This is a genomic window from Vibrio sp. M260112, from assembly GCF_036533775.1.
In the GTDB taxonomy this organism is placed as follows: Bacteria; Pseudomonadota; Gammaproteobacteria; order Enterobacterales; family Vibrionaceae; genus Vibrio.
On record NZ_JATABH010000054.1, the window covers coordinates 1 to 21,279 of the forward strand.

The 21,279-nt window shown below is 45.0% G+C and carries 20 protein-coding genes; 10 read left to right on the forward strand and 10 right to left on the reverse strand.

Translation table 11 applies throughout. The features are described from left to right. The 4 genes from QTN95_RS17245 to QTN95_RS17260 all read right to left on the reverse strand — a co-directional run. On the reverse strand, positions 1-1,727 hold a 1,727-nt coding region (locus tag QTN95_RS17245; RefSeq protein ID WP_331418339.1), incomplete at its 3' end, for a phospholipase effector Tle1 domain-containing protein. Continuing rightward, a complete protein-coding gene (locus QTN95_RS17250; protein ID WP_331418340.1) occupies positions 1,672-2,037 on the reverse strand; it encodes a hypothetical protein in 366 nt (121 codons plus the stop codon). The genes QTN95_RS17245 and QTN95_RS17250, both read right to left, overlap by 56 nt. A gap of 149 nt (positions 2,038-2,186) precedes the next feature. After that, entirely contained in the window at positions 2,187-2,315 is a 129-nt protein-coding gene (locus tag QTN95_RS17255; RefSeq protein ID WP_331418341.1) for a hypothetical protein, read from the reverse strand. A gap of 137 nt (positions 2,316-2,452) precedes the next feature. Next, the gene (locus tag QTN95_RS17260) at positions 2,453-3,166 is read right to left on the reverse strand and encodes a M15 family metallopeptidase (protein WP_443088876.1); all 714 of its coding nucleotides are present in this window, start codon (positions 3,164-3,166) and stop codon (positions 2,453-2,455) included. Positions 3,167-3,516: 350 nt separating this feature from the next. Between QTN95_RS17260 and QTN95_RS17265 the strand changes: the two genes are divergently transcribed. Next, entirely contained in the window at positions 3,517-4,836 is a 1,320-nt protein-coding gene (locus QTN95_RS17265; RefSeq protein ID WP_331418344.1) for an MBL fold metallo-hydrolase, read from the forward strand. 58 nt (positions 4,837-4,894) lie between these two features. Here the strand turns inward: QTN95_RS17265 and QTN95_RS17270 are convergent, their stop codons facing one another. After that, on the reverse strand, positions 4,895-7,240 hold the full coding sequence (locus QTN95_RS17270; protein WP_331418345.1) for a S8 family serine peptidase: 2,346 nt from the start codon (positions 7,238-7,240) through the stop codon (positions 4,895-4,897). Between the two features lie 818 nt (positions 7,241-8,058). On the opposite strand from QTN95_RS17270, the gene QTN95_RS17275 reads away from it, so the two are divergent. The 4 genes from QTN95_RS17275 (at position 8,059) to QTN95_RS17290 (ending at position 11,684) form a co-directional block, all read left to right on the forward strand. Continuing rightward, on the forward strand, positions 8,059-9,021 hold the full coding sequence (locus QTN95_RS17275; protein ID WP_331418346.1) for an L-threonylcarbamoyladenylate synthase: 963 nt from the start codon (positions 8,059-8,061) through the stop codon (positions 9,019-9,021). Between the two features lie 208 nt (positions 9,022-9,229). Next, the gene (locus QTN95_RS17280; RefSeq protein WP_331418347.1) at positions 9,230-9,988 is read left to right on the forward strand and encodes a 1-acylglycerol-3-phosphate O-acyltransferase; all 759 of its coding nucleotides are present in this window, start codon (positions 9,230-9,232) and stop codon (positions 9,986-9,988) included. A 232-nt stretch (positions 9,989-10,220) separates the two neighbouring features. Beyond that, complete coding sequence (locus QTN95_RS17285) at positions 10,221-10,946, forward strand: DUF3581 domain-containing protein (RefSeq protein ID WP_138973877.1); 726 nt, start codon at positions 10,221-10,223, stop codon at positions 10,944-10,946. A 165-nt stretch (positions 10,947-11,111) separates the two neighbouring features. Further along, a complete protein-coding gene (locus QTN95_RS17290; RefSeq protein ID WP_331418348.1) occupies positions 11,112-11,684 on the forward strand; it encodes a hypothetical protein in 573 nt (190 codons plus the stop codon). On the opposite strand, the gene QTN95_RS17295 is transcribed toward QTN95_RS17290, so the two are convergent. Both QTN95_RS17295 and QTN95_RS17300 read right to left on the reverse strand, forming a co-directional pair. Then, positions 11,665-12,642, reverse strand: a complete 978-nt coding sequence (locus QTN95_RS17295) for an ion channel (protein ID WP_138973875.1) — start codon at positions 12,640-12,642, stop codon at positions 11,665-11,667. The two genes, QTN95_RS17290 and QTN95_RS17295, sit on opposite strands and share 20 nt — an antisense overlap. Positions 12,643-12,741: 99 nt before the next feature. Continuing rightward, the gene (locus QTN95_RS17300; protein ID WP_331418349.1) at positions 12,742-13,632 is read right to left on the reverse strand and encodes a LysR substrate-binding domain-containing protein; all 891 of its coding nucleotides are present in this window, start codon (positions 13,630-13,632) and stop codon (positions 12,742-12,744) included. A 105-nt stretch (positions 13,633-13,737) separates the two neighbouring features. Here QTN95_RS17300 and QTN95_RS17305 point away from each other — a divergent pair, with 105 nt between their 5' ends. Continuing rightward, entirely contained in the window at positions 13,738-14,988 is a 1,251-nt protein-coding gene (locus QTN95_RS17305) for a D-amino acid dehydrogenase (RefSeq protein WP_331418350.1), read from the forward strand. Between the two features lie 291 nt (positions 14,989-15,279). Further along, positions 15,280-16,818, forward strand: a complete 1,539-nt coding sequence (locus QTN95_RS17310; protein WP_331418351.1) for an alanine/glycine:cation symporter family protein — start codon at positions 15,280-15,282, stop codon at positions 16,816-16,818. Between the two features lie 129 nt (positions 16,819-16,947). Here QTN95_RS17310 and QTN95_RS17315 read toward each other — a convergent pair whose 3' ends face one another. Beyond that, a complete protein-coding gene (locus tag QTN95_RS17315) occupies positions 16,948-17,544 on the reverse strand; it encodes an acetate uptake transporter (RefSeq protein WP_138973871.1) in 597 nt (198 codons plus the stop codon). Positions 17,545-17,779: 235 nt separating this feature from the next. After that, on the reverse strand, positions 17,780-19,249 hold the full coding sequence (locus QTN95_RS17320) for a chitinase (RefSeq protein WP_331418352.1): 1,470 nt from the start codon (positions 19,247-19,249) through the stop codon (positions 17,780-17,782). A gap of 432 nt (positions 19,250-19,681) precedes the next feature. On the opposite strand from QTN95_RS17320, the gene QTN95_RS17325 reads away from it, so the two are divergent. From QTN95_RS17325 to QTN95_RS17335, 3 genes are read left to right on the forward strand one after another with little or no spacing between them, the layout of a single operon-like run. Further along, entirely contained in the window at positions 19,682-20,200 is a 519-nt protein-coding gene (locus tag QTN95_RS17325) for an Hcp family type VI secretion system effector (RefSeq protein ID WP_138970505.1), read from the forward strand. 2 nt (positions 20,201-20,202) lie between these two features. Continuing rightward, the gene (locus QTN95_RS17330) at positions 20,203-20,532 is read left to right on the forward strand and encodes a hypothetical protein (protein WP_138970504.1); all 330 of its coding nucleotides are present in this window, start codon (positions 20,203-20,205) and stop codon (positions 20,530-20,532) included. Continuing rightward, a complete protein-coding gene (locus QTN95_RS17335; RefSeq protein WP_138970503.1) occupies positions 20,498-21,031 on the forward strand; it encodes a hypothetical protein in 534 nt (177 codons plus the stop codon). The genes QTN95_RS17330 and QTN95_RS17335 overlap by 35 nt, the downstream gene beginning before the upstream one ends. Positions 21,032-21,163: 132 nt before the next feature. Here QTN95_RS17335 and QTN95_RS17340 read toward each other — a convergent pair. Continuing rightward, on the reverse strand, positions 21,164-21,279 hold a 116-nt coding region (locus tag QTN95_RS17340; RefSeq protein WP_331418354.1), incomplete at its 5' end, for a transposase domain-containing protein.

Consider the following 21,279-nt stretch of genomic DNA (forward strand, 5'->3'; position numbering starts at 1 on the left):
CCATGTTTAGCTTGGCTACTGACGTCATCTTGGTGCGCTAATAAGTTGGGGAAAACTTCACCGAATGCTTCACCGTCACGTGGCTTGTTATAATCAGGCAATCCATCTTTAACGGCATTAACAAAGTGACGAGCTAAAGCCGCTCCGCGACTAAAACCAAACACATCAAACTCAATATGAGTTATAGCTTGGTATTTTTGCTGACGGATCAAATCAGTGATAATTTCATAAAATTGCTTTGTCCAGTTTTGCCATTTGTAAAATGCCCCAGTATCGTCAGCGATAAGGTTGTAAGCGGTGTCAATGAACGTATATGTTTTCTCTAAATTATTTGGGCTGACACCAAACGCCTGAGCTAAATCGACTTCATCTTTTCCTTCATCTATCAAGGTTGGGTTTTGCCACGCTCCATCCACAGTCCCGACCCCAGCAACATAAATTTTATTGGTATCATCATCTAATGGGTAAATTTCAAATAGCCGTGCCACATTGGTGCGTGATTTTACGCCACGTGTTTCTTTGTAAAGGTCATTCAGATGGTTTTGCCCAGTTCCATCAAAGAACACCCCAATCCGTAATATTTTTTCTTCGATTTTTTTTAAGTTAACTACAGCAATATCTTTTTCGACCAACCTTTCGTTATTAATTGAGACTATCGACGTATCAGCTAAATAGTGACCTGTATAGCCATAAAATGTATTCAACGGTTGATTAAATCGCTTTGGGCTCTCCGGTGGTATCTCGTAAACAGGCTCTTTTTCAATGCTTAGCGGTTGCTGTTTTTCTACATTCAGAGAATCCCCTACCGATAGAGACATCGGGTCGGCATCGTACTGTGGATTAAGTTCCAACAACGCTTTTGGCGCTAGACCATACTGTTTGGCAATCTTCATCCACGTTTCTCGCATACCCGTTTCGAGATCAGTTTGAACAATATGCTTAACGGGCTGAGGTTGGGGTTCGGCTGGTTTCTCTGATTCAGCTCGTTTAATGATGGGTTGTTTTGTTGCCTCAAGTAACTGAGGCACATCTAATTTCACCCCATGCTCGTTCAACCACTCCTCGCTCAAATTATCCAATTCATCACGGGTAATTTGCCTCTCTAAATAAACAAGATGTTGACCCTCGACCACTTTGCCACCGAGTTTCCACAACACCAATATCGCGTTTTGGTTCTGGTTATAGCCTCTTTCGGGATCAAGGCGGTGATGCATTGAGTGAGTGGCATAAAAGCCCCAGTTTTTATCACCAAGAATACGGTACTCTTGGATCAGTTTGCCGTTATGAAAGTGGTAGTAAAAACCGTGAGTGGGAAAGCCTAGCCGCTCGCCGAGCTGCACAGCGGGAAAAACGGGAATAAAGCCCTCTTGCGCTACGCCACTTCCTATCGGTCGGACTTTTACTGGCTGACGAGGCGAGAGACCTAACGATTTTGATGCCACTTCTCCGACCAATTTTTTAGGCTCATCAAACGCTGTGAATAGGGTGTAGCGTGTCCCTTCTTTGATTTTGGTTTCACGCCAGCGCCCTAGTAACACTTCGTTTGTCGTTTGGGCTAAAACAAACGAACAACCAACATTGCGATGAAAGGCATCATCGGAGCACGCGATATCAAAGTTGTACTCGTATTTTTCCTTTGGCGGCGCATCGGGATTATGAGTACGAACCGGCTCAGGGACGTATGGGGGCATGGGAAGTGCTTGTACTTTGAGTGGTGCTTGATGCACTCCCGCTCATCTGTGTGCGAGTTAATAGTGCCTTTTGTGCCAATGGGTCGAGGTTGTCGCGAACATGGGGATTTAACTCCCAATCTGAATGATCTAAGCCATCGCTCTCTTTTATCAACAGCGGAACTCGCGGAGAATCATTGAGTAGCAGCAAATGGCCTTGCTGTAATTGCTCAATAAATCGGTCATATCCCATGCCAGATGGGGTCACCTCTTTGAGTTCACTTTCAGACAAGGAGTCAAAATCCCCTTCAACTTGCTGAAATTCGTGCGCCATCAAATGGATAAGTTCAACGGCCTTATACCCCACGTCATTCCCTATTGAATCGTTTATGAGTGGCTCAAAGGTTACCTAGCTTGCGCTTTTATATCTATAGTTCGGATATAAAATCAATTGAATAGATATCACATATGTCGTGATAATCTGCTTCTTTCTAAGACAATAAACACACGACAAGGTTATTGATTCGCACTAAAGCGAACGGTAAATTCATTCCAATCGTCTTTTCTTGGTAAGAGCTCAATAGATGCGTTGTGCAGTGTCGCGACGTCGAGCTGAAAATGAGTTGCTTGAGTTTGAGGTTTCATGAGGGTCACCTTACCTTGGTTCATTACCAGTAAGATAAAATGCGAAACTTAAGAAACCCTTAATGTTAGAAATATTCTATAAAAACCCTTCTAACCCACTGAAATCATTACTCTCTATTGTTCAAAAAAAGTGATGACTAACTACCATGAACCGTTAGATATGCACAGTATGCTCGCGCCTTTTCACCACCCTGCTGCTGGGTATAGCACGTTCGGTAGTTGTCGATGTAACGAAGAAAAACGGTCTCAGCTTGCGCTTTAGGCATTTCCACCAGCTGGTTGATAAAACGTCGCGATCCCACTTCAAAGTGCTGGGTATCGATTGGGGTGTTCCAGTCTCCTCCCCAGATTAAAAATCCATGATGAGCGAACAGCTCTACGACATCTTCCGCCATGCCCTGACGTTCGATCTCTTCTCGAGCCCTATAGCGAGTCCGGTTGACATAACGTGTTGCAGATTGTGCAGGTTTGACAAAAATCTGACCATTATCGGCAAACTCTACGAATGGGTTTTGCACGGGGTTAACGTCTATCGCGACGCCATAAGCATGTTTCGACCAACTTGAACCGCTCGTGATCGGCCGAGCATTAAACGCACTGCTATTGTTCGCTGCCATCGATGCGTCGTCATCCCCTTTAAACTCTCGCATCAATTTCGCAGAATGGAGTGGGAAACGGCGTTGATACAAATCCGCAAAAAGACGTTTCACTGAAGGAGCGACAATATCAAGGACGATCACGCTCCCTCGCTGGGTTTGCCCAGAGAAATCAATAAAATCAAAGTCAACCTTAGCCAGGCGTTCACATCCTACCGGAGCTCCAGAAGTCAATACGCCCTGCTTTTTCATCATCCCGCATTGCCACTCTGAGACAGGTGCAACCTGAGCATGACTGGTGGCACTTATCGCAAGGAATAGCAAAGGCAGTAACCAATTTTTCACGTAGAATTTCCTTCTTTTAGAGATTGAGAGGTAGGCTCAAATCCACCTCTAACCCAACTAACTTTTCGCTAGTTTGCATCTTTAGTCTTGCGCCTTCAAGCGGATCAAATCGGTGAGAAACGAGACATTCGATCACAAATAACTGGCTGAGTTAATTCATAATTACCTAGAAAACACTGCAAATTCGCAATTCGGATTACTCACTTTGTATTGCTGGTGACTTGAAGGCAAAGTCAACTCAGAATAACTCGGAGCGAAAGATGGAAATCATACATCACGGTGGGAAACATACGGTCACAGGTTCATGTCATGAACTGAGGCATGACAATCAGGCTCTGTTAATCGACTGTGGTTTATTTCAAGGGCAAGATGCTCGCTCGCTTGAGATTGATTTCCCAATCAAACAGCTCAATGGGCTGATTCTAACTCATAGTCATATCGACCATATTGGGCGGATACCCTGGTTGCTCGCGGCGGGATTTAAACAGCCAATATTTTGTACGGAAGCCACTGCGGAACTGATCCCTTTGATGCTCGAAGATAACCTTAAGTTACAACTGGGGCTCACCGCAAAAAAAGCACAGCGGGTGTTAGAACGAGTCAAGCGCCAGCTCTGTCCTTACCCCTATGATCATTGGTTCTCTCTCGATAGCAAACAATCTGACTCAATCCAGATACGCCTGCAACAAGCTGGGCACATTCTAGGCTCTTGTTATGTTGAGTTGTGCTTACCCAACCAAGAGATCGTCGTTTTTTCTGGTGATTTAGGCCCAACGAACACACCATTACTGCCCGATCCTGTCTCGCCCCAGCAAGCCGATTATCTGTTTGTTGAAACTACGTACGGCGATACACAACACGAAGATATCGCCACGCGCTCCTTGCGGCTGAAAGCCATCATCGATCGTTCTCTTGAAGACGGCGGAACCATACTGATACCAGCGTTTAGTGTCGGCAGAACCCAAGAACTGCTCTTTGATATCGAGCAACTGGTATTTGAGCATCAGATAGATACCAAGCTCCCTATAATCCTTGATTCTCCCATGGCGCAGAAAGTCACCCGTTCCTATCGCCGTTTCAAGCAATTGTGGGGCAATGAAGCCAAGCAAAGACTGCAAAACCGCCGCCATCCACTCGCGTTCGAGCAATGCATCACAGTTGAAGATTTTCGCACCCACCTCCGACTGGTTAACCGACTTAAATCGACCGGAGAACCTGCGATAGTCGTCGCCTCTTCAGGAATGTGTCAGGGAGGTCGCATAGTGGACTACCTTAAAGCCTTGCTGCCAGATCAACGCACCGATATTTTGCTCGCTGGCTATCAAGCGGAAGGAACGCTTGGTCGTGCCATTCAATCTGGCTACGTCGACATTGAGATTGACGATGAGCAGGTGGAGGTATTGGCACAGGTTCATACGATGTCAGGCTACTCAGCCCATGCAGACCAATCGGATCTACTGCGTTTTATCGAAGGAATCCCTACTAAGCCGCAAGCGATTCATTTGATTCATGGTGAGCCAAATACCCAATCCCAATTTGCAGAGCTCCTTCGCCGCCGAGATTATCAAGTTATCGAATAAAAATAAGGCTGCGAACAACGCAGCCTTATTGTGTTGAGCTGACAGTTTGACGTAAAAGCTATTTTTTACGTATTTCGACAATGTTACTGAATCCGGACGTTTCGGAACCATCAAACGCTTGCACGCGATAACCATAACTTCCTGTCGGTAAAGCGCTAATATCATCATCAAAACTGGTCGCGTTAATGCCTACCGTTCCAATTCGAACGAAAGAGAATTGACCTTTACGTTTCAACCCTCGCTCGATATAGAAGCCGCCTTCATTATCAGAGTTGTCCGACCAAGTTAAGGAAATAGTGTTGCCATTTTGAGTCAAAATCAGATTGCTCGGCGCCGCTAAACTACCGGGTTGAGGACCAGGTCCCGTACCGCCAGAATCGCTGGTGACAGTAACAATAAGGGTGTCTGATGTTGCTTGGTTAACACTATTTTTTGCAGTAACACGATAGCGATATTCTCCGGTATTCGGCACAGTATCGACAAAGGACGTCGTATCTGCTGGCAACGTCGCGATCTCGATAAAACTCACTTTACCGCGATATTTGGTTCCTCGTTCAACGACGTATTCTGTCTCATTGGCGCTGTTGTCTTGCCAACTCAAACTCACATTTAAGCCATCAACCGAAGCCGCCAGATCCGTAGCAGCATTGAGAGCATCTTGGTCAATGACCAACACATTGACACTGCTGCTGTTCATCGCGCCAGCATTATCCGTCACCGTCAGTGTCACCATAAAATCACCTGCCGACGCGTACGCATGAGAGGCATTCACTCCAACGCTGTTTTGCCCGTCACCAAAGTTCCAATCATAGGCGACGATGGAGCCATCCGGATCACTCGAGCCTAGCCCATTAAAGTAAACGACCTCCCCAATCCCATAACTGACCGCGGGGTTGTCGATGGCAATAACCGCATTGGGCAAATCGGTCGTCACTTGAACGGTTGTCGACGTCGAATCCGATAGACCATCGTTATCGGTAACCGTTAAGGTCACCTCATAACTGCCAGCTTGAGCATAGACGTGCTCATTAATAGCAACCTGATCAGAGGTAGTACCATCACCAAGATTCCAATCATAACTGACGATATTCCCACCTTCGCTGTCAGAGGAGTTGCTGCTATCAAAGTCCACAGGGGTACCAAAGGCAATTGAGTTCGCGCTCAAGACTATCTCTGCGGTTGGAGGGTTCATACCGCTCGCATTCAATGCATAAGCTACAGCGCCTGCTGCATCAACGAGACCATGTCCAAATACGTTATCGTCACCAACAACGCCAATATCAACAGCCGTACTAAACAAGCCATTTTCTATGTCATCTGGGGTAATATTTGGATTTGCCGCTACCATTAACGCGGCAATCCCAGCCGTCAATGGAGAAGAGAATGATGTACCGCTGTAGTATACGTAGCGGTTGTCAGGGTATGTGGTGAGGATTTCGACACCGGGGGCGGTGATGTCAACATAATCCCCCCAGCTAGAGAAACTGGCTCGATCATTGTTGCGATCTGTTGCCCCAACACCAACAAAACTGGTGAAGTCTGGATAAGTCGCATGCTGTAATCCACTATTACCCGCCGACATAAACAACAGACCATTACGATTTCGCAAATATTGAGCAGCCGCATTAATGGTCTCGTATTGGATGCCTCCGTAACTTAAATTGACCACACGTGCCCCTCTATCCGCGGCGTATTCAATACAGACCGCCATCGTAGAGATATAGGCAGAGCTGTTGTTGTCACTGATAGCGATTCGAACGGGAATAATATCGACATTCCAATTCGCACCCGCAACGCCAGTTGAATTATTACCTACTGCACCTAAGGTTCCTGCCGTCCCTGTACCGTGACCATTGGCATCGTAAATATAGTTAGATCCATCTTGAGCGTTGTAGGCGAGATCGAGTCGTAGGTTTGGGCCAAGATCTGGATGATTGACGTCAAAACCTGTATCACACACTGCGACCAGTATCGATGAGCTGCCAGTAGTAATGTCCCAAGCCTGTCGGCTATTTACATTATTGTGGTGCCACTGATTACCAAACATGGGATCATTGGGCTGTAAAGTCGGTTCCATTGCGTAATCCGCTTCTGCAAAAGCAACATACCCACTACTACTAAGAATTTTGGCAATCGCCTTTTCTCGACCATGGTGTTCAAAAGTGGCGATGACGATTTGACTGCCTTCAAGGATACGTTCAGAAACCAATCCTTGGCTCTTGAGTAGGCTGTTAAGTCCTTTTAGATCGCTTGGCGAAGCGTTGGCATCGATTTGGTATATAACCGTACCCGGCCTGACGCGTTCCTGATTGCTTTGCACGGTGTTCGCTAAGACACTAAATGTGACAACTGAGAAGGTTGCCCACAGGAATAAAGCTGGAATAAAGGATTTCACTAGGCGCATAGCACTTCTCCATGACGGACTTCAGGACGCTACTAATAGTTTGGTCAATAAATGAACAACTGTAAAATAACGCTTTGTAATGAAATCCTCCTCAGAGCCTCCCGATTACTCAACATCAATCAGTTAGCCGACAAGCCTTTTTTACTCACTCGCTCGACTCGTGGCTTTAGTCGATGAAATACAAACCAAAGTTAACTTCCACCTTCACACAGCGCTAAATCAGAGAATTTTTCTATCGTTTTTTCCTATCAAACAAATAGGAGTAAAGAATCTGCAATTGATCCACTCCCATGCCATGCTTACTCAAACGAATAACCGCCCTAGGATTAAGGTCAAACCCTAGTCGCGGCAGGTGGCTCAATCAATTAAATCTCAAAATACTGCATCAGAACGATAAGAAGTCGAATCCGTTAGATGAAAACTTCAACTACGCAGAAGCCTTTAAAGCCCTCAACCTCAAAGCGGATCTCAAAGCTCTGATGGTCGCGAAGATATTTGGGAACCTGAAGAGGATATTTACTGGGGCGCGGAGAGTGAGTGGCTCGGTGATGAGCGTTACTCTGGTGAGCTGGCACCTTCAACTATGCATCACGTGGCATCATCATTACGCTAACCGGTAAAACGTCCCATGCGTCGAGATGCGGGTAAGGTCGCTCCCCTTGCCATCGTGTAGTTAAGCGATTGAAAGATAGGTTGATATAGAAAAAGATTATCAATCGATACAAATATGCTGAAATTAAACATCGAAAGTTTGAAAAACATGGTTAAAATAGCCGGCTCAGATTTTCTATCCATACTGCTCCTTTGAGGACGAGACATTGAAAACGCAGCACCTTTCAGCAAGCGACAACCAAGATATCGAACTAGCTAAACAGATTTTAGCGCGTGGTGAATTGGTCGCGATTCCAACCGAAACGGTTTACGGACTGGCAGCAGATGCATCTAACCCAGAAGCAGTGAAGAAGATCTTCGCGGCGAAAGGTCGACCAGCTAACCATCCGCTGATTGTTCATATCGGTGATGTGGAGCAGCTGTCTGACTGGGCGCGTGATATTCCAGCACAAGCCTATACGATTGCTGAGGCATTTTGGCCGGGGCCAGTGACGCTATTGCTAAATAAAGCGCCACAAGCAACCTCTGTTGTGACTGGTGGCTTAGAGACCATTGGTATTCGTATGCCTGCGCACGACGTTTTCAGTACGTTATTGAAGTCATCGGGAATGGCCGTTGCGGCTCCTTCTGCGAATCCATACAAAAAACTTAGCCCGACGTCGGCTGAACATGTGATGAACTCGCTCGGTGGCAAAATTTCAGCTGTCTTGGATGGTGGGGACTGTACCCATGGCCTTGAATCGACCATTATCGACCTGACAGAAAAGCCATACCGTATTCTTCGTACAGGCCCAGTAACGGCAGCACAGTTATCAGAAGTACTCGGAGAAGAAGTGCTATCGCCAAAAGCACACAGTGTTGCAGTCCCAGGCAATGTGACCAGTCACTACCAGCCAAACACTAAAGTTCGTTTGGTTACTTTGGAAGAGATTTCCAATGCAAGTGGTGACAATATCGCATGTCTGCACTATTCACCGATTGCACCTAGCTTGGCCTTTAAATCTAAGCCTATGCCAACCGATGTCGCGCAATACTCACATGATCTTTACCGCGCGCTAGATGAAGCGGATAAATGGGGTTGTGACGAAATTTGGGTTGAGAGACCGCCAGTGAGTGAGGAGTGGTTTGCGGTACATGATCGCCTAAACCGAGCTCAATCTAAGCTGTAGCCACGGAGAACAAATCAGCAAAAACGCCCCTGTACCAAGGGGCGTTTTTGTATCCCTATCGCTCAAATTCTTATCTTAATGACCATAATTTAAGTGACAACGGATCAATCGCCAGTTAAATGTGTTGCAATATTGTTAAATAGAATTAAAACTCTAAATATAGCTTCCTCGAGCTCAGTGTATGCACGTTTAATAGAAGGAGTAAGTTGTGCTAAGTATTCTTCGCCTGATAATGGCTGCCATTTTTGTTGTTTTTACTACTTTATTTGCCTTTGTCTACTGCCTGTTTAGCCCGCGTAATCCTAAACATGTCTATTTCTTCTGCCGATGGTTTAATCAATTACACAAAATCCTTGGTGTCACTTTAATTCAAAGAGGACTAGAGCGAGCCCCTACCCCAGCTAACAGCGTCTATATTTCTAACCACCAAAGCGTCTACGATTTTGTCACATCACCGGGAATGCTCAGACCAAGAACGGTCTCGTTAGGCAAACGAGAGCTGATCTGGGTGCCATTTTTTGGCCAACTTTACTGGATTACTGGCAACATTCTGATCAACCGGGAAGACAAGTCCAAAGCTCGCGATACGATAAAACAAGTCGCTGATGCGATTGATAAGCGTAACCTTTCGGTTTGGGCTTATCCTGAGGGAACGCGAAGTAAAGGACGAGGTTTGTTGCCATTTAAGACGGGGGCATTTCGCATGGCAATTGAAGCTGGCGTTGCCATTACACCAATGGTGGTTAGTACAACGCATAATAAAATAAACCTTAACCGCAGCAATAATGGCATCGTGATTACTGAAATGCTCGATCCTATCGACACCTCTGGCTATACCATTAACGATGCTCGCACCTTGGCAGACCACTGTCATGCTCTGATGGCCGAAAAGATTGCTCAACTGGATCTGGAAGTTGCACAATTTGAGCAGCAAGCTGGCGCAAAACCGCGTTCTAGCGTCGGCTAAACATCACTCTTCTACGCAAGGGGCGAATAATAAATAGTCAGCCTATTTCCATATCAGTTATCGAAAGCGAACTGTTGATAAATCATTCAAATATGTGGATTAATTCACACTCCATCACGAGTTTAGATTTTGTCTCAAATCTCCGACAGCCACCGTTATTCATCTGATTAGACCATTTAATTGCATAGCTTCATGTATACTGCGCGGCAGTTATAGCCACATGAATAAACTTATGTTTCTAACACCGTATTTTTCACAACAAAACAATCAGTTCCAGTTCACTCGCCAACAAGCAAGCCACTTTGCGAAAAAGGTCGCGGGTGACTTTAACCCTATCCATGATGAAGATAGCAAACGCTTCTGTGTGCCAGGTGATCTATTGTTCGCCGTACTGCTCAGCAAAGAGGGCATCAGCCAGAAAATGCGCTTCGACTTCTCAGGCATGGTGAACGATGGTGTGGCACTTTCTGTTGAAAATAAATGTGAAAAAGAAAGTGCAGTGGTAGACGAGAAGTCTAAAGAGTACTTACATATGTCTCGTGAAGGGGAAGTTAATCACAACCCTGAGTTCATTGAACATGTGGTCACTAGCTATGTTCAGTTCTCTGGCATGAACTTCCCTCATATCATGGTTCCATTAATGGAAGAGCAGCAGATGATGATCAACTGCCAACGTCCATTAGTGATCTATGAGAGCATGGAAGTTGAGTTTTCTCGCCTAGATCTAACTCACCCTGAAGTGGAATTTTCCGGTGCGACATTTGATGTGGACGGTAAACGTGGCTTAGTGACTCTAAACTTTACCTTTAAAGAAGACGGTGAAGTGGTTGGTAAAGGTCTCAAACGTATGGTTGCAAGTGGTTTAAAACCATACGATCAAGAAGCAGTAGATGATCTTGTAGAACGCTTCCATGCTCGCAAAGAGGCGTTTCTAACCGAGTTTGCTAACGCAGCATAATCAATAAGGGGTTATCGACATTCGGTAACCCTTTTTTGATCGGTAGCACCAACACGCTCAGTCGCGTCGAGTTGTTGGTCAGCTCAAAGATCTCACTCAATCATCTAGCCCTCAAAGTGAATCTTGGTTAGCCTCCATCACACTGATTCATCCACACTAATCCCCATGACACAGCAAGCCTACTACTCAGCATCTATATTGCAGTTTTCTGAGAACGACACACAGAACATCCTCAATCATTTACGTGATGAAGCACAAGCTATCTGGCAATCAAAGATCGACCTACTGAAAACACAGTTCAACCAATTACCTCATCTTGCGGGTGATGTGATCCTTGGTTTTAATCAGCCAGAATTAGCACTCGATACCGAGGTGATTATTCTCTACCGCGGTCTAGTGTTTGTTGTCTCGATAGGTTCAGACAATAGCCAGTATGATGAACAGCAAATGTCACAGCTCCACAAACAAGCCCTGCGCCTTAAAAAGCATCATTTGGGCAGTCAGACTAAATTCATCATCCCTGTATCAATAGAAACAAAGGCATCACCACAACCAAGCCCAATTATAGTTTCAGAAGATTTGGTGGCTGGCACTATGTGTGACAATGGCGAACATCTGGCTGCACTCATCGAACACTTTTCTAATCAATACAAAGATGACCAAATCCTCTTGGATGAATGGCTTGAAAGTGGCTTTACTCTCTTGTCGCAATCATCGATTAGCGAGTCATCTTCTTAACAAAGACCACAACAAACAGTGCCATGGTAAAGCTGCCTAAGAAGGCTTCGCAGGCAGCGATAAAGCGAGCGACCCCGATGGGCGATATATCACCATAGCCTAATGTTGTGAATGTCACGACACTAAAATAGAGAGAGTTGAAAAACTCAAGCACGTAAAACTGCCAACCCGTAACATCTTCATAAATAGGGTGCGCACCTGTCGTATCGAGAAAGAAGTAGGCAAAAGCGCAGATCAAAATTAGGAAGATGGAGAAACCCACTACTCTTATCGGGTCTTCGCCATAACCACAGAACATGTCCACTAACTTCGAGATCATCCTTTTAGAACTGAGTAATGGCATTTGGTAACGACGAAAGCGCATTTCTCGCTTAAAGAAATCCCCTGCCATCTCGAACAAACCTTGCTTTTCACACTGTTTACGTATGTTTCGACACACTTCTTCAGCTTCTTGGCAATAGGTAATGGATGCTTTCCTGTCATGTCCTTTCATTGCTCGTCGTGCTTCCTGCTCTTGTTTAAGGCTCTTGCCCCATTCAATATTCTCCAGTTTCGCACGAGACAACTCTGCCCCGAGTAGGTTGCAGTTGTCGAGCTTGGCACAATGTAAGTTGGCACCGATTAACTTCGCCTTCATTAACGACGAGTCACGTAAATCTAAACCGAAAAAATGGGCGTCAACCAAGTTCGCCCGATAAAAATCCGCGCCCCGACACTGGTAGCCGTCTTTCGAACCACGGTTAACCAGATCGATATCCTCGAGATTTGTTTTCGCCAACTGAAATCCGTCTAAAGGTTTACCTGCTGCGGCCCATTGTTCAACCTTGTCTTTTATATCATCATTGCTTTTATCGACTTTGGGGTCATGCCAGTAACAGAGTCCTGACTCCCCACACGGTTGATCGCAGCACCAGCCATCAGGATTTTGATAGCTACATTGGCCTTGGTGAGATTCCATATGCACTGCCCCTAATCATATCCAGAGTGACGTTAGTAGCCCCAGATATCTTTACTAAGTGTAGTGGGTGCATATTAGCGCGCCATTACTATTTACAAATTAATCAGTATCAACCTGCTCTCTAAGCCATTTTTTAAATAGCCGAGTATAAGGGTCATCTATGTGCGTAATCACAAAGTAACCTGCATTCGCAGCAATGGGGACAAACGGAGCAGTTAACCTTCCCTGCTCAATTTCCTTATCCAATAGAGCAACTCGCGCCAAAGCGATTCCGACCCCAGCTTCAGCAGCCGACATTGCCATATCAGTTCGGTTGAAGAAATGACCTTGGTTGGTTTCAAAGTCCAATCGTTGATGGGAAGCCCAATACAGCCACTCATAATCTTTTAGCGCCCCAGACCAAGGCATTAAATCATGGAGCAACGTCACTCTCCCCCACTCGTCGCTGCCATGCAAGATCTCACGATGGGCACTGAAATAGTCACGACTCATCACTGGTAGCAACGATTCTTCCATTAACAGTTCCGCATCAGCATGTTTGTATGGCAAAGGCCCGTAGTCGATAGCAATATCGAAGTTTCGATTATCGCTATCCACCAACGCTCCCTCTGCAAAGGTATGGATCTGAACATCAGGATAGCGTTTATGAAAGTTTTCTAATCGCGGGACGAGCCATTTAAAAGCGAAGGATGGGGTCAGTTTTAACCGAATCTGTTTGCGTTCAGAAACCTGCGTCAATTGAAAAATGTTCTCTTCTATTGCCGCCAGATGATGACTGGTTGCCTCCACCAGCTTTCGTCCCTGTTCACTTAAACGTATGCCACGAGCGTGGCGTTCAAAGACACTAAAACCTAGTCGCTCTTCAATCTGCTGTAACTGTTGACTGACAGCACCAACCGTTAGATTCAGTTCTTTCGCTGCACTGGTTAAGCTTTGATGGCGTGAAACAATACAAATAAGGTTAACACCTTGTAATAGTGCCGACTTCATAGTCACCCTTTAAATTTTCTAAAAGCTAGTATCAATTCTTATCGATTGTTAAGCGGATGTAAATTGCACATTCTTGGCAAACTTTTAAAACTGTGAGAATTGAACGTGAAGGTTGTTATTTTAGGCAGCGGTGTGGTCGGTTTGACCAGTGCTTGGTATTTATCTCAAGCAGGATTTGAGGTGACGGTCGTTGATAGGCAGGCACGCTCCGGAGAAGAAACCAGCTTTGCTAACGCAGGGCAGATTTCCTATGGTTACTCATCGCCATGGGCCGCTCCTGGTATTCCAACCAAGGCAATCAAATGGCTATTTGAAGAGCACGCTCCTTTAAAGATTAAACCTAGCCTAAGCCCTGAGCTGATCCAGTGGGCAAGCCAGATGTTGGTCAATTGCCAACTGAACAAGTATCGAGTCAACAAAGCTCGTATGCTGACGATTGCCAATCGCAGTCGAGAGTGTTTAGCTCAGTTAAATAAGCAGTTTGATCTCAATTATCAGGGCAGAACCCAAGGTACGCTACAAATCTTCCGCAACCCAGCTCAACTCAAGGCGGTCGAAAAAGATATCGCACTGCTTGAAGAAAGTGGTACTCAATACCAACTCATGGATCCGGCACAATGTCTGGCACAAGAGCCAGGGCTAGCGAATATGAACGGTGATTTGGTGGGCGGTCTCTATTTACCTGATGATGAAACTGGCGATTGCCATCTATTTTGTCAGCAGCTTCAAGCAATGGCAGAGCAAGCTGGTGTTACCTTCTTGTTCAATACTCATGTCGAAAAGTTAATCACTGCCAACGATCAAGTGGTTGGCGTCGAAACATCACATGGAACAATCCATGCCGACAGCTATGTCGTCGCGATGGGCAGTTATTCAAAACACCTTCTTGCGCCGCTTAACATACATATCCCTGTTTACCCTGTGAAAGGTTACTCACTGACTTTACCGGTAATCGACCCAAATCATGCCCCTTGTTCCACCATTATGGATGAGACCTATAAGGTGGCCGTGACACGGTTTGAAAAGAGGATACGCGTTGCGGGTACTGCAGAACTGGCAGGATTTGATCCCGCATTACCTGAAAAAAGGCTAGCGACACTCAATCATGTTGTTAGCAACTTATTTCCTAACGGCGTCGATTTTTCTCAAGCAGAATACTGGACTGGCTTTAGACCAATGACGCCAGATGGCACACCTATTATTGGTCAAACAACGTTCTCCAACCTTTATACCAATACTGGTCATGGCACTTTGGGGTGGACCATGGCATGTGGGTCGGCGGACATTCTAACGAATATTATCTCGTCACAAGGCCATGCATCATTCCGCGAACTCAGTATGGAACGCTACATCTAATTTCAAACAACACAATTCACTTTGTTAAACTGGAATTGCAAAATATTTTTCAGTGAGACCAAGTGAATTGGTAATATACAAATCACTAATATACCCACACCCAAAGCAATTACTGCTAATAAATTGTCGAACAACTATTAACCAGAGCTATTAATTAACAATTTTTTAGCACTTTGTGTTTTACCTCACGCAAATTCACATCCACAAACAAATAAATTAACAACTGCGTTACAGAAAGGGTAATATCCTGTTCAGAAAACAACCATTACAAAACAAACAGGGAAACTACTTATGCAGTCAATTGTTGATTTTTTGAATGGAATTATCTGGAGCCCGGTATTGATTTATCTTTGCCTTGGCGCGGGTCTATTCTACTCAGTCATGACACGATTTGTTCAAGTTCGTCACTTTGGTGAAATGTGGCGCCTACTTCTTTCAGGGAAAAGTTCTTCAAAAGGTATCTCATCATTCCAAGCTCTAGCGGTATCGCTATCTGGTCGTGTGGGTACTGGTAACATTGCAGGTGTGGCAGCGGCTATCGGTTTCGGTGGTCCAGGTGCCGTATTTTGGATGTGGGTTGTTGCCTTCTTCGGCGCAGCAACAGCATACGCAGAATCTACTCTAGCTCAAATCTATAAAGAAGAAGACAACGGTGAATTCCGTGGTGGCCCAGCTTACTACATCGAAAAAGCGATGGGTCAGAAGTGGTACGCGTGGATTTTTGCTATCTCAACAATCTTTGCTTGTGGCTTCTTGCTACCAGGCGTTCAGTCAAACAGTATCGGTAATGCGGTAGAAGCTGCATTTGGTTCTGGTGAAATGATTGAAACAGCTATCGGTACATTCAGTTTCGCGAAAATCTTTACCGGTACTGTGATTTCAGTAATCCTAGCTTTCATCATCTTTGGCGGTGTGAAACGTATTGCAAACTTCACTCAGATCGTTGTGCCATTCATGGCTTTGGCTTACATCATCACAGCGTTCGTTATCATCCTACTGAACATCGGTGAAGTACCTCGTGTATTCTCAATGATCATTGGTGATGCATTTACGCCTATGGCAGGTGTTGGTGCTGCGATTGGTTGGGGTGTAAAACGTGGTGTTTACTCTAACGAAGCGGGTCAAGGTACAGGTCCTCACGCAGCCGCTGCTGCAAGCGTTGACCACCCAGCTCAGCAGGGTCTAGTGCAGGCTTTCTCTATCTACATCGATACACTACTAGTATGTTCTGCGACTGCATTTATGATCATCATTACTGGTGCATACAACGTACACGGTGCAGAAGGCTTCCTAGTACAGAATATTTCTGCTGATATTGCAGCAAATGGTCCTGTATTTACTCAAATGGCAATCGAGAGCGCGCTGCCAGGTATCGGTAAGCCGTTTATTGCTGTTGCGCTGTTCTTCTTCGCGTTCACCACTATTCTTGCGTACTACTACATTGCAGAAACAAACATTGCATACATCCGTCGTACGTTTAAAGTTAGCGGCCTAATGTTCTTACTAAAAGTCGCATTAATCGCTGTTGTGTTCTACGGTACAGTTAAGACTGCAAACCTTGCGTGGGCAATGGGTGACGTGGGTGTAGGCCTAATGGCTTGGTTAAACATCGTGGGTATCTTAATTATCTTCTTCATGTCAAAACCTGCACTAAAAGCACTTAACGACTACGAAGAGCAGCAAAAACAAGGTGTCACTGAGTTTACATTCAACCCTGTTAAGCTTGGCATCAAAGGTGCTGACTACTGGGAAGATAAATATCGCCGTAAAACGGGCAAAGCACCCGAGGCTGAAGTCGAAACAAAACCAGTTGAACAACCTTCAACCTAATCTCGACTAAAACAGATAAAAGCAGTGGTAAAAAAGGGGGTTAGCCAATGGCTAACCCCCTTGTTATTACTGTTCCCATATATTTCAGTGCCGACCTAATCAGGCTTGGCCAACACTTAATATTCTTGATTACGCCGCTACCTGCTCAAGCTCAACAGATTCGCGCTGTTTTTTCTCACCAATAGGCAAGATGGTACGACCATATTCGTTGTTCAGTACTTGCGCCATTGCAAAGTAGATTGCGCTTGCGCCGCAGAAAATACCTTCAATGCCTGCGATAGTACCAATCAGTTCACTACCAGAGAAATCACGTGCTGCAAGTAGGAAGAATAGGATTGTTAGTGAACCGAAAACGATCTGTTTAGCCACTGGGTAGCACAGTGAACCAATAAACATAAAGCCAGTGAAGACACCCCAAAGTAGCAAGTACCAACCCATAAAGCTTGCTGGGCTTGCAGGAAGACCCATGTATGGCATCACGATTAAACCAACCAAAGTTAGCCAAAATAGACCGTATGAAGTAAATGCCGTGGTACCAAACGTATCGCCACGTTTGAAACACATCATGCCGACTAGCACTTGGCTCAGACCACCATAAAAAATTCCCATTGCAAGAATCATTGAGTCAATTGGGAAAAAGCCTGCGTTGTGGATATTTAGCAGGATGGTTGTCATGCCGAAACCCATAAGGCCTAATGGAGCCGGGTTTGCCAGTTTTGTTGACATTTTGCGCACCTTTCAAAAATGTTAGTAAAAATTACGCGCGAAGTTTAATCCTGTTCAACAAAAAAGATAAACATTGAATTTGCAATCTAAGATTACGCAAACCATTTAATATACTTTTTGTTTAATCACCTCCATGCTTTCTCATGGTAAAAATGCCAATTCTGATATGGCGCAGAAAACAAAAGGCCTCAATTTTCAACATTGAGGCCTTATTTCTAGTTTGAACACTCACAGGTTACTGGCAGGATATTTCGTCCCAGAACCAATTGGACTGTACGGGTGTTTCCCAAACTCCCGGCCCATTTTTAGCGATAAAACATTTGCCGTTATAAGTCACTTTGTCACCATTTGCGACTTGAGTAACGCCCGGTTCCCACTGCGTCATACCGCCTGGGTCTGGCGTTGGGTCTGGTGTTGGTGAAGGATCGACAGGATCGAGCTGTTCAACCACACGAACTTCTGGCCAACTTGCATGCGAGCCATAAAAATTGGTCACACACTTTTCGTAGTCGCCCTCAACCAAGGCGGAATAAGCGGTTTGGAATCCCACCAGTTCACACTCAAATGAATAGCCACCGGGACGGTCTGCATAGTATTTCCAGTTGCCATCCCAATTGGTATAAAGCACATCCGTCGCGCCATTGAGGTTTAAGCTTCCGTATGGAGTTTGCTGCCAACAGGTGTCTTTTTCATCACTGCCAATCGGAATTTGATAGTGGGATGATAGCCCTTGCCAGTAACGAATTCGGTTGACGGGCTGGCCTTTATCCTTGTTCTGCTCGCCACACTCAATACCACCATTGATAATGTTAATCGTGGTACCAAAACCATAGCCGATCCCTGCATCGCTCTCTCTCTGAGATGGCTGCCATGTTTTATCTATAACGTGAAGCATCGCTGGCTTAGGGGCTTGCGGAGTTAAAAAGAACCAAATCGCTGATGCTAGATTGAGCCAAGAGTCAGCCACTAGCCCAGGGTTGTTGAGTAACACAGACGCATCGCCGTCGAACATCGCTTCAGAGAATGCACCGTAGTTAAAGTGGTAAGAGAGCTGTTTAGCCCCACGACCAAAGTACCCCTGCCCTGCGACACATGGCCACTTTCTATTTTGCCAGTCGTTCTGACCACAACCTGTCGTGTACCCTTCCTGACCTTCAGACCAGCCCATTTCCCTTACATGAACCAACGCTTGCTGCCACTCTTCTAAACCCAACGGATTATCCCAAGTGTTATCAATGGCAATATGCCCTCCTGTTTCCTGAGCAAAATGAGCAAATGCCGTTACGATCGAGCGCTTACAAATTGCGTCAGAATCACGCCCATCAGTGTACTCCGCACAAAATGCAGGGAACTTACCGATCGCACGTAGGAAGCGAGTGTAAGTGTATTCCGGTGCTGCCATCTGAGTAAGAAAGTCCCACTCTGCACGAGGAAACACTCGCTCAGCGCGCTGTACGTTATCCGGATTGGTGGCTAGCCCCGCATCAATGGCTTCAACGACGCCGTTAGGAGCCGTGCGAAGTGCCTGTGACCATAACTGATACATTGGTTCAGAGGTCTTCTGTTGCTCTACGGCGGCAACATCCGCGCGAGAGATAACAAAACCAGTCGGGTTTAGTGGATCGGGCTGAATATTCATCGTTGCCCATGCACTTGAGCCCATACTCAAGGCCGATGCGACGGCTAAAAAGCGCAAGGTTTTCATTGTTATACAACTCCTGTGTATGTGAAGTTGTATCAGCATAGATGAGGAAAAAATAACTAGAATAGTCACTAAGTCAGGTTGCGAGTGATCACGAAGAGCAAAGTAATAATGTTATTTATCACTCGCCGAAAGCGATAAATGAGTCGAAAAAAACCTATATAACAGCTAATTAGAAATGTGGCCGTTATCAAATAAATAGCCACTGAGCTGATAAAAAATTTTACCGTAACCGACTTGACGTCAACTAAGGGTATAACCAAGGTTGAGTCATCAACGTTACTCAACCTATTGAAGTTCGATACGTTTGTTGAATTTGAAAGTGAGATAATCATTCCATAGTAATATTCCTCCTGAACATGAAAATATTACCTCGTACTTTTAAGTAGTAGAGTCTTAAAACTGATTATTCAACTACTAAAACGATAGGTTCCCATGCCACAACCTTGTTATTTAAGAGTATCAGGACTGAATCAAGGATTTATTACACGCAATGCAGGTGCAAGTAATTCCGTCGGCGTTCGGTTTGTTGAAGCGCATAAAGATGAAATTCTGGTGCAAAGTGTTTCTCATAATGTGGTGATACCCACTGATAGACAAAGTGGAAGTCCAACAGGACAAAGAATTCACGGTGCTCTAAAAGTTACATGTGAGATCACTAGTGCATTGCCATTACTTTATAACGCATTATGCCAAGGAGAGACATTAAACAAAGTTGTGCTTGACTGGTATCGTATTTCTTTGGATGGAACTCAAGAGAAGTTTTTCTCAACGGTGCTTACTAATGCACGGTTGAGTAAGATTCAGGTACTGCTGCCGGATTCAAGGGAAGCAAAGTCGCAGCATTTCAATCAGTTTGTTAATTTGTTTTTCAAGCATAGAAAAATTGAATGGTCACACCATACAGCAGGTACATATGGTGTAGACGATTGGCGAGTATCCCAGGAGGCTTGAGCATGATCAATATTGCAGAGTGTGAAATTGACCCTGACCGCTTGTCAGTGTCGGGAGTCCATGCTGTACAAGAGATATTAGACACAATTGAGACAGCAAATCTCTTAAATAAGGTGATTGCCGTCATTCCATTTTTTGATATTTTCTTAAAAGGTAAGCCGCATGAAAAATTGACCAATATTGCGTCATATGATTGGCAGGAATTTGCTCGCATTATGCGTTCGGTTAGCGATGTTAATCGAAAGAAAATAGAGAAAATTGCCGGTGAGGAGTGGTTAAATTCGTCAGGAAAAGAACATGAATTCTGGAAGTGTGTTTATCAGGCTATGTAGTATTGCGTTTCTTGCACTCTTCGGGGGGACATTGTCTTATGCTCAACCCAATGTGCCCGATAATCTGATGTTGAAGTCGGATAGCTCCATTGATAGCTATATCAGTTTTATCCAAAAATTTAAGATTTGTGGAGATAAAACTAACCGAGTAAATAACCCTTATCCGATAAATGATTGGCTGTTATCACTCCCGTTAAGAAAGCAATCAAGCGTTGTTATGTACTTATTAAGCGACGCTGAATATCGATGCTATGAAGTAGAGTTGAATGAAATGGTAGAGGCTTTAAAAAGCAATCAAGACCACCAAGCTATTAACATCCTAGAGTCCGAAGGTTGGTTGTCTAAGCCTGTTTATGGTCAATATTCATTAACAAATAAAAAAGACCTTGAGCTTACTCAGAGTGACCACGAGGCTTTATCGTTATTACTTAACATGAAGTATTTGCCGTTTGATCTAATTGGCATGGGGGAGTTATTGAAGGTGCTAAGAGAACAATAAAAGTATGCTACATGGACTAACGTTACTTTCCTGAACGAAAGTCCCCTGTTTGCCCCCCATAGGGTGAAGAGATATTTGAGATAAACTGTAGAATACTTCGTATCCGCCCCATGATCCCACGGGGCGACACTGCTAGTGTTTGAAGTTCCAAGGCAGGAGCGCATCGATATCTGGCTCCGCTTTCGCCAGCTCTTTCATACACTTGACCATATAGTCGTAAAGGATAAGACCATTGGCTTTCGCGGTCT

Bases quoted from the DNA above. Each gene is read 5' to 3' on its own strand.
- QTN95_RS17255 (WP_331418341.1), bottom strand. From the start codon at position 2,315: ATGAAACCTCAAACTCAAGCAACTCATTTTCAGCTCGACGTCGCGACA.
- QTN95_RS17260 (WP_443088876.1), bottom strand. From the start codon at position 3,166: ATGATGAAAAAGCAGGGCGTATTGACTTCTGGAGCTCCGGTAGGATGT.
- QTN95_RS17265 (WP_331418344.1), top strand. From the start codon at position 3,517: ATGGAAATCATACATCACGGTGGGAAACATACGGTCACAGGTTCATGT.
- QTN95_RS17270 (WP_331418345.1), bottom strand. From the start codon at position 7,240: ATGCGCCTAGTGAAATCCTTTATTCCAGCTTTATTCCTGTGGGCAACC.
- QTN95_RS17285 (WP_138973877.1), top strand. From the start codon at position 10,221: ATGTTTCTAACACCGTATTTTTCACAACAAAACAATCAGTTCCAGTTC.
- QTN95_RS17290 (WP_331418348.1), top strand. From the start codon at position 11,112: ATGACACAGCAAGCCTACTACTCAGCATCTATATTGCAGTTTTCTGAG.
- QTN95_RS17295 (WP_138973875.1), bottom strand. From the start codon at position 12,642: ATGGAATCTCACCAAGGCCAATGTAGCTATCAAAATCCTGATGGCTGG.
- QTN95_RS17300 (WP_331418349.1), bottom strand. From the start codon at position 13,632: ATGAAGTCGGCACTATTACAAGGTGTTAACCTTATTTGTATTGTTTCA.
- QTN95_RS17310 (WP_331418351.1), top strand. From the start codon at position 15,280: ATGCAGTCAATTGTTGATTTTTTGAATGGAATTATCTGGAGCCCGGTA.
- QTN95_RS17315 (WP_138973871.1), bottom strand. From the start codon at position 17,544: ATGTCAACAAAACTGGCAAACCCGGCTCCATTAGGCCTTATGGGTTTC.
- QTN95_RS17320 (WP_331418352.1), bottom strand. From the start codon at position 19,249: ATGAAAACCTTGCGCTTTTTAGCCGTCGCATCGGCCTTGAGTATGGGC.
- QTN95_RS17325 (WP_138970505.1), top strand. From the start codon at position 19,682: ATGCCACAACCTTGTTATTTAAGAGTATCAGGACTGAATCAAGGATTT.
- QTN95_RS17330 (WP_138970504.1), top strand. From the start codon at position 20,203: ATGATCAATATTGCAGAGTGTGAAATTGACCCTGACCGCTTGTCAGTG.
- QTN95_RS17335 (WP_138970503.1), top strand. From the start codon at position 20,498: ATGAATTCTGGAAGTGTGTTTATCAGGCTATGTAGTATTGCGTTTCTT.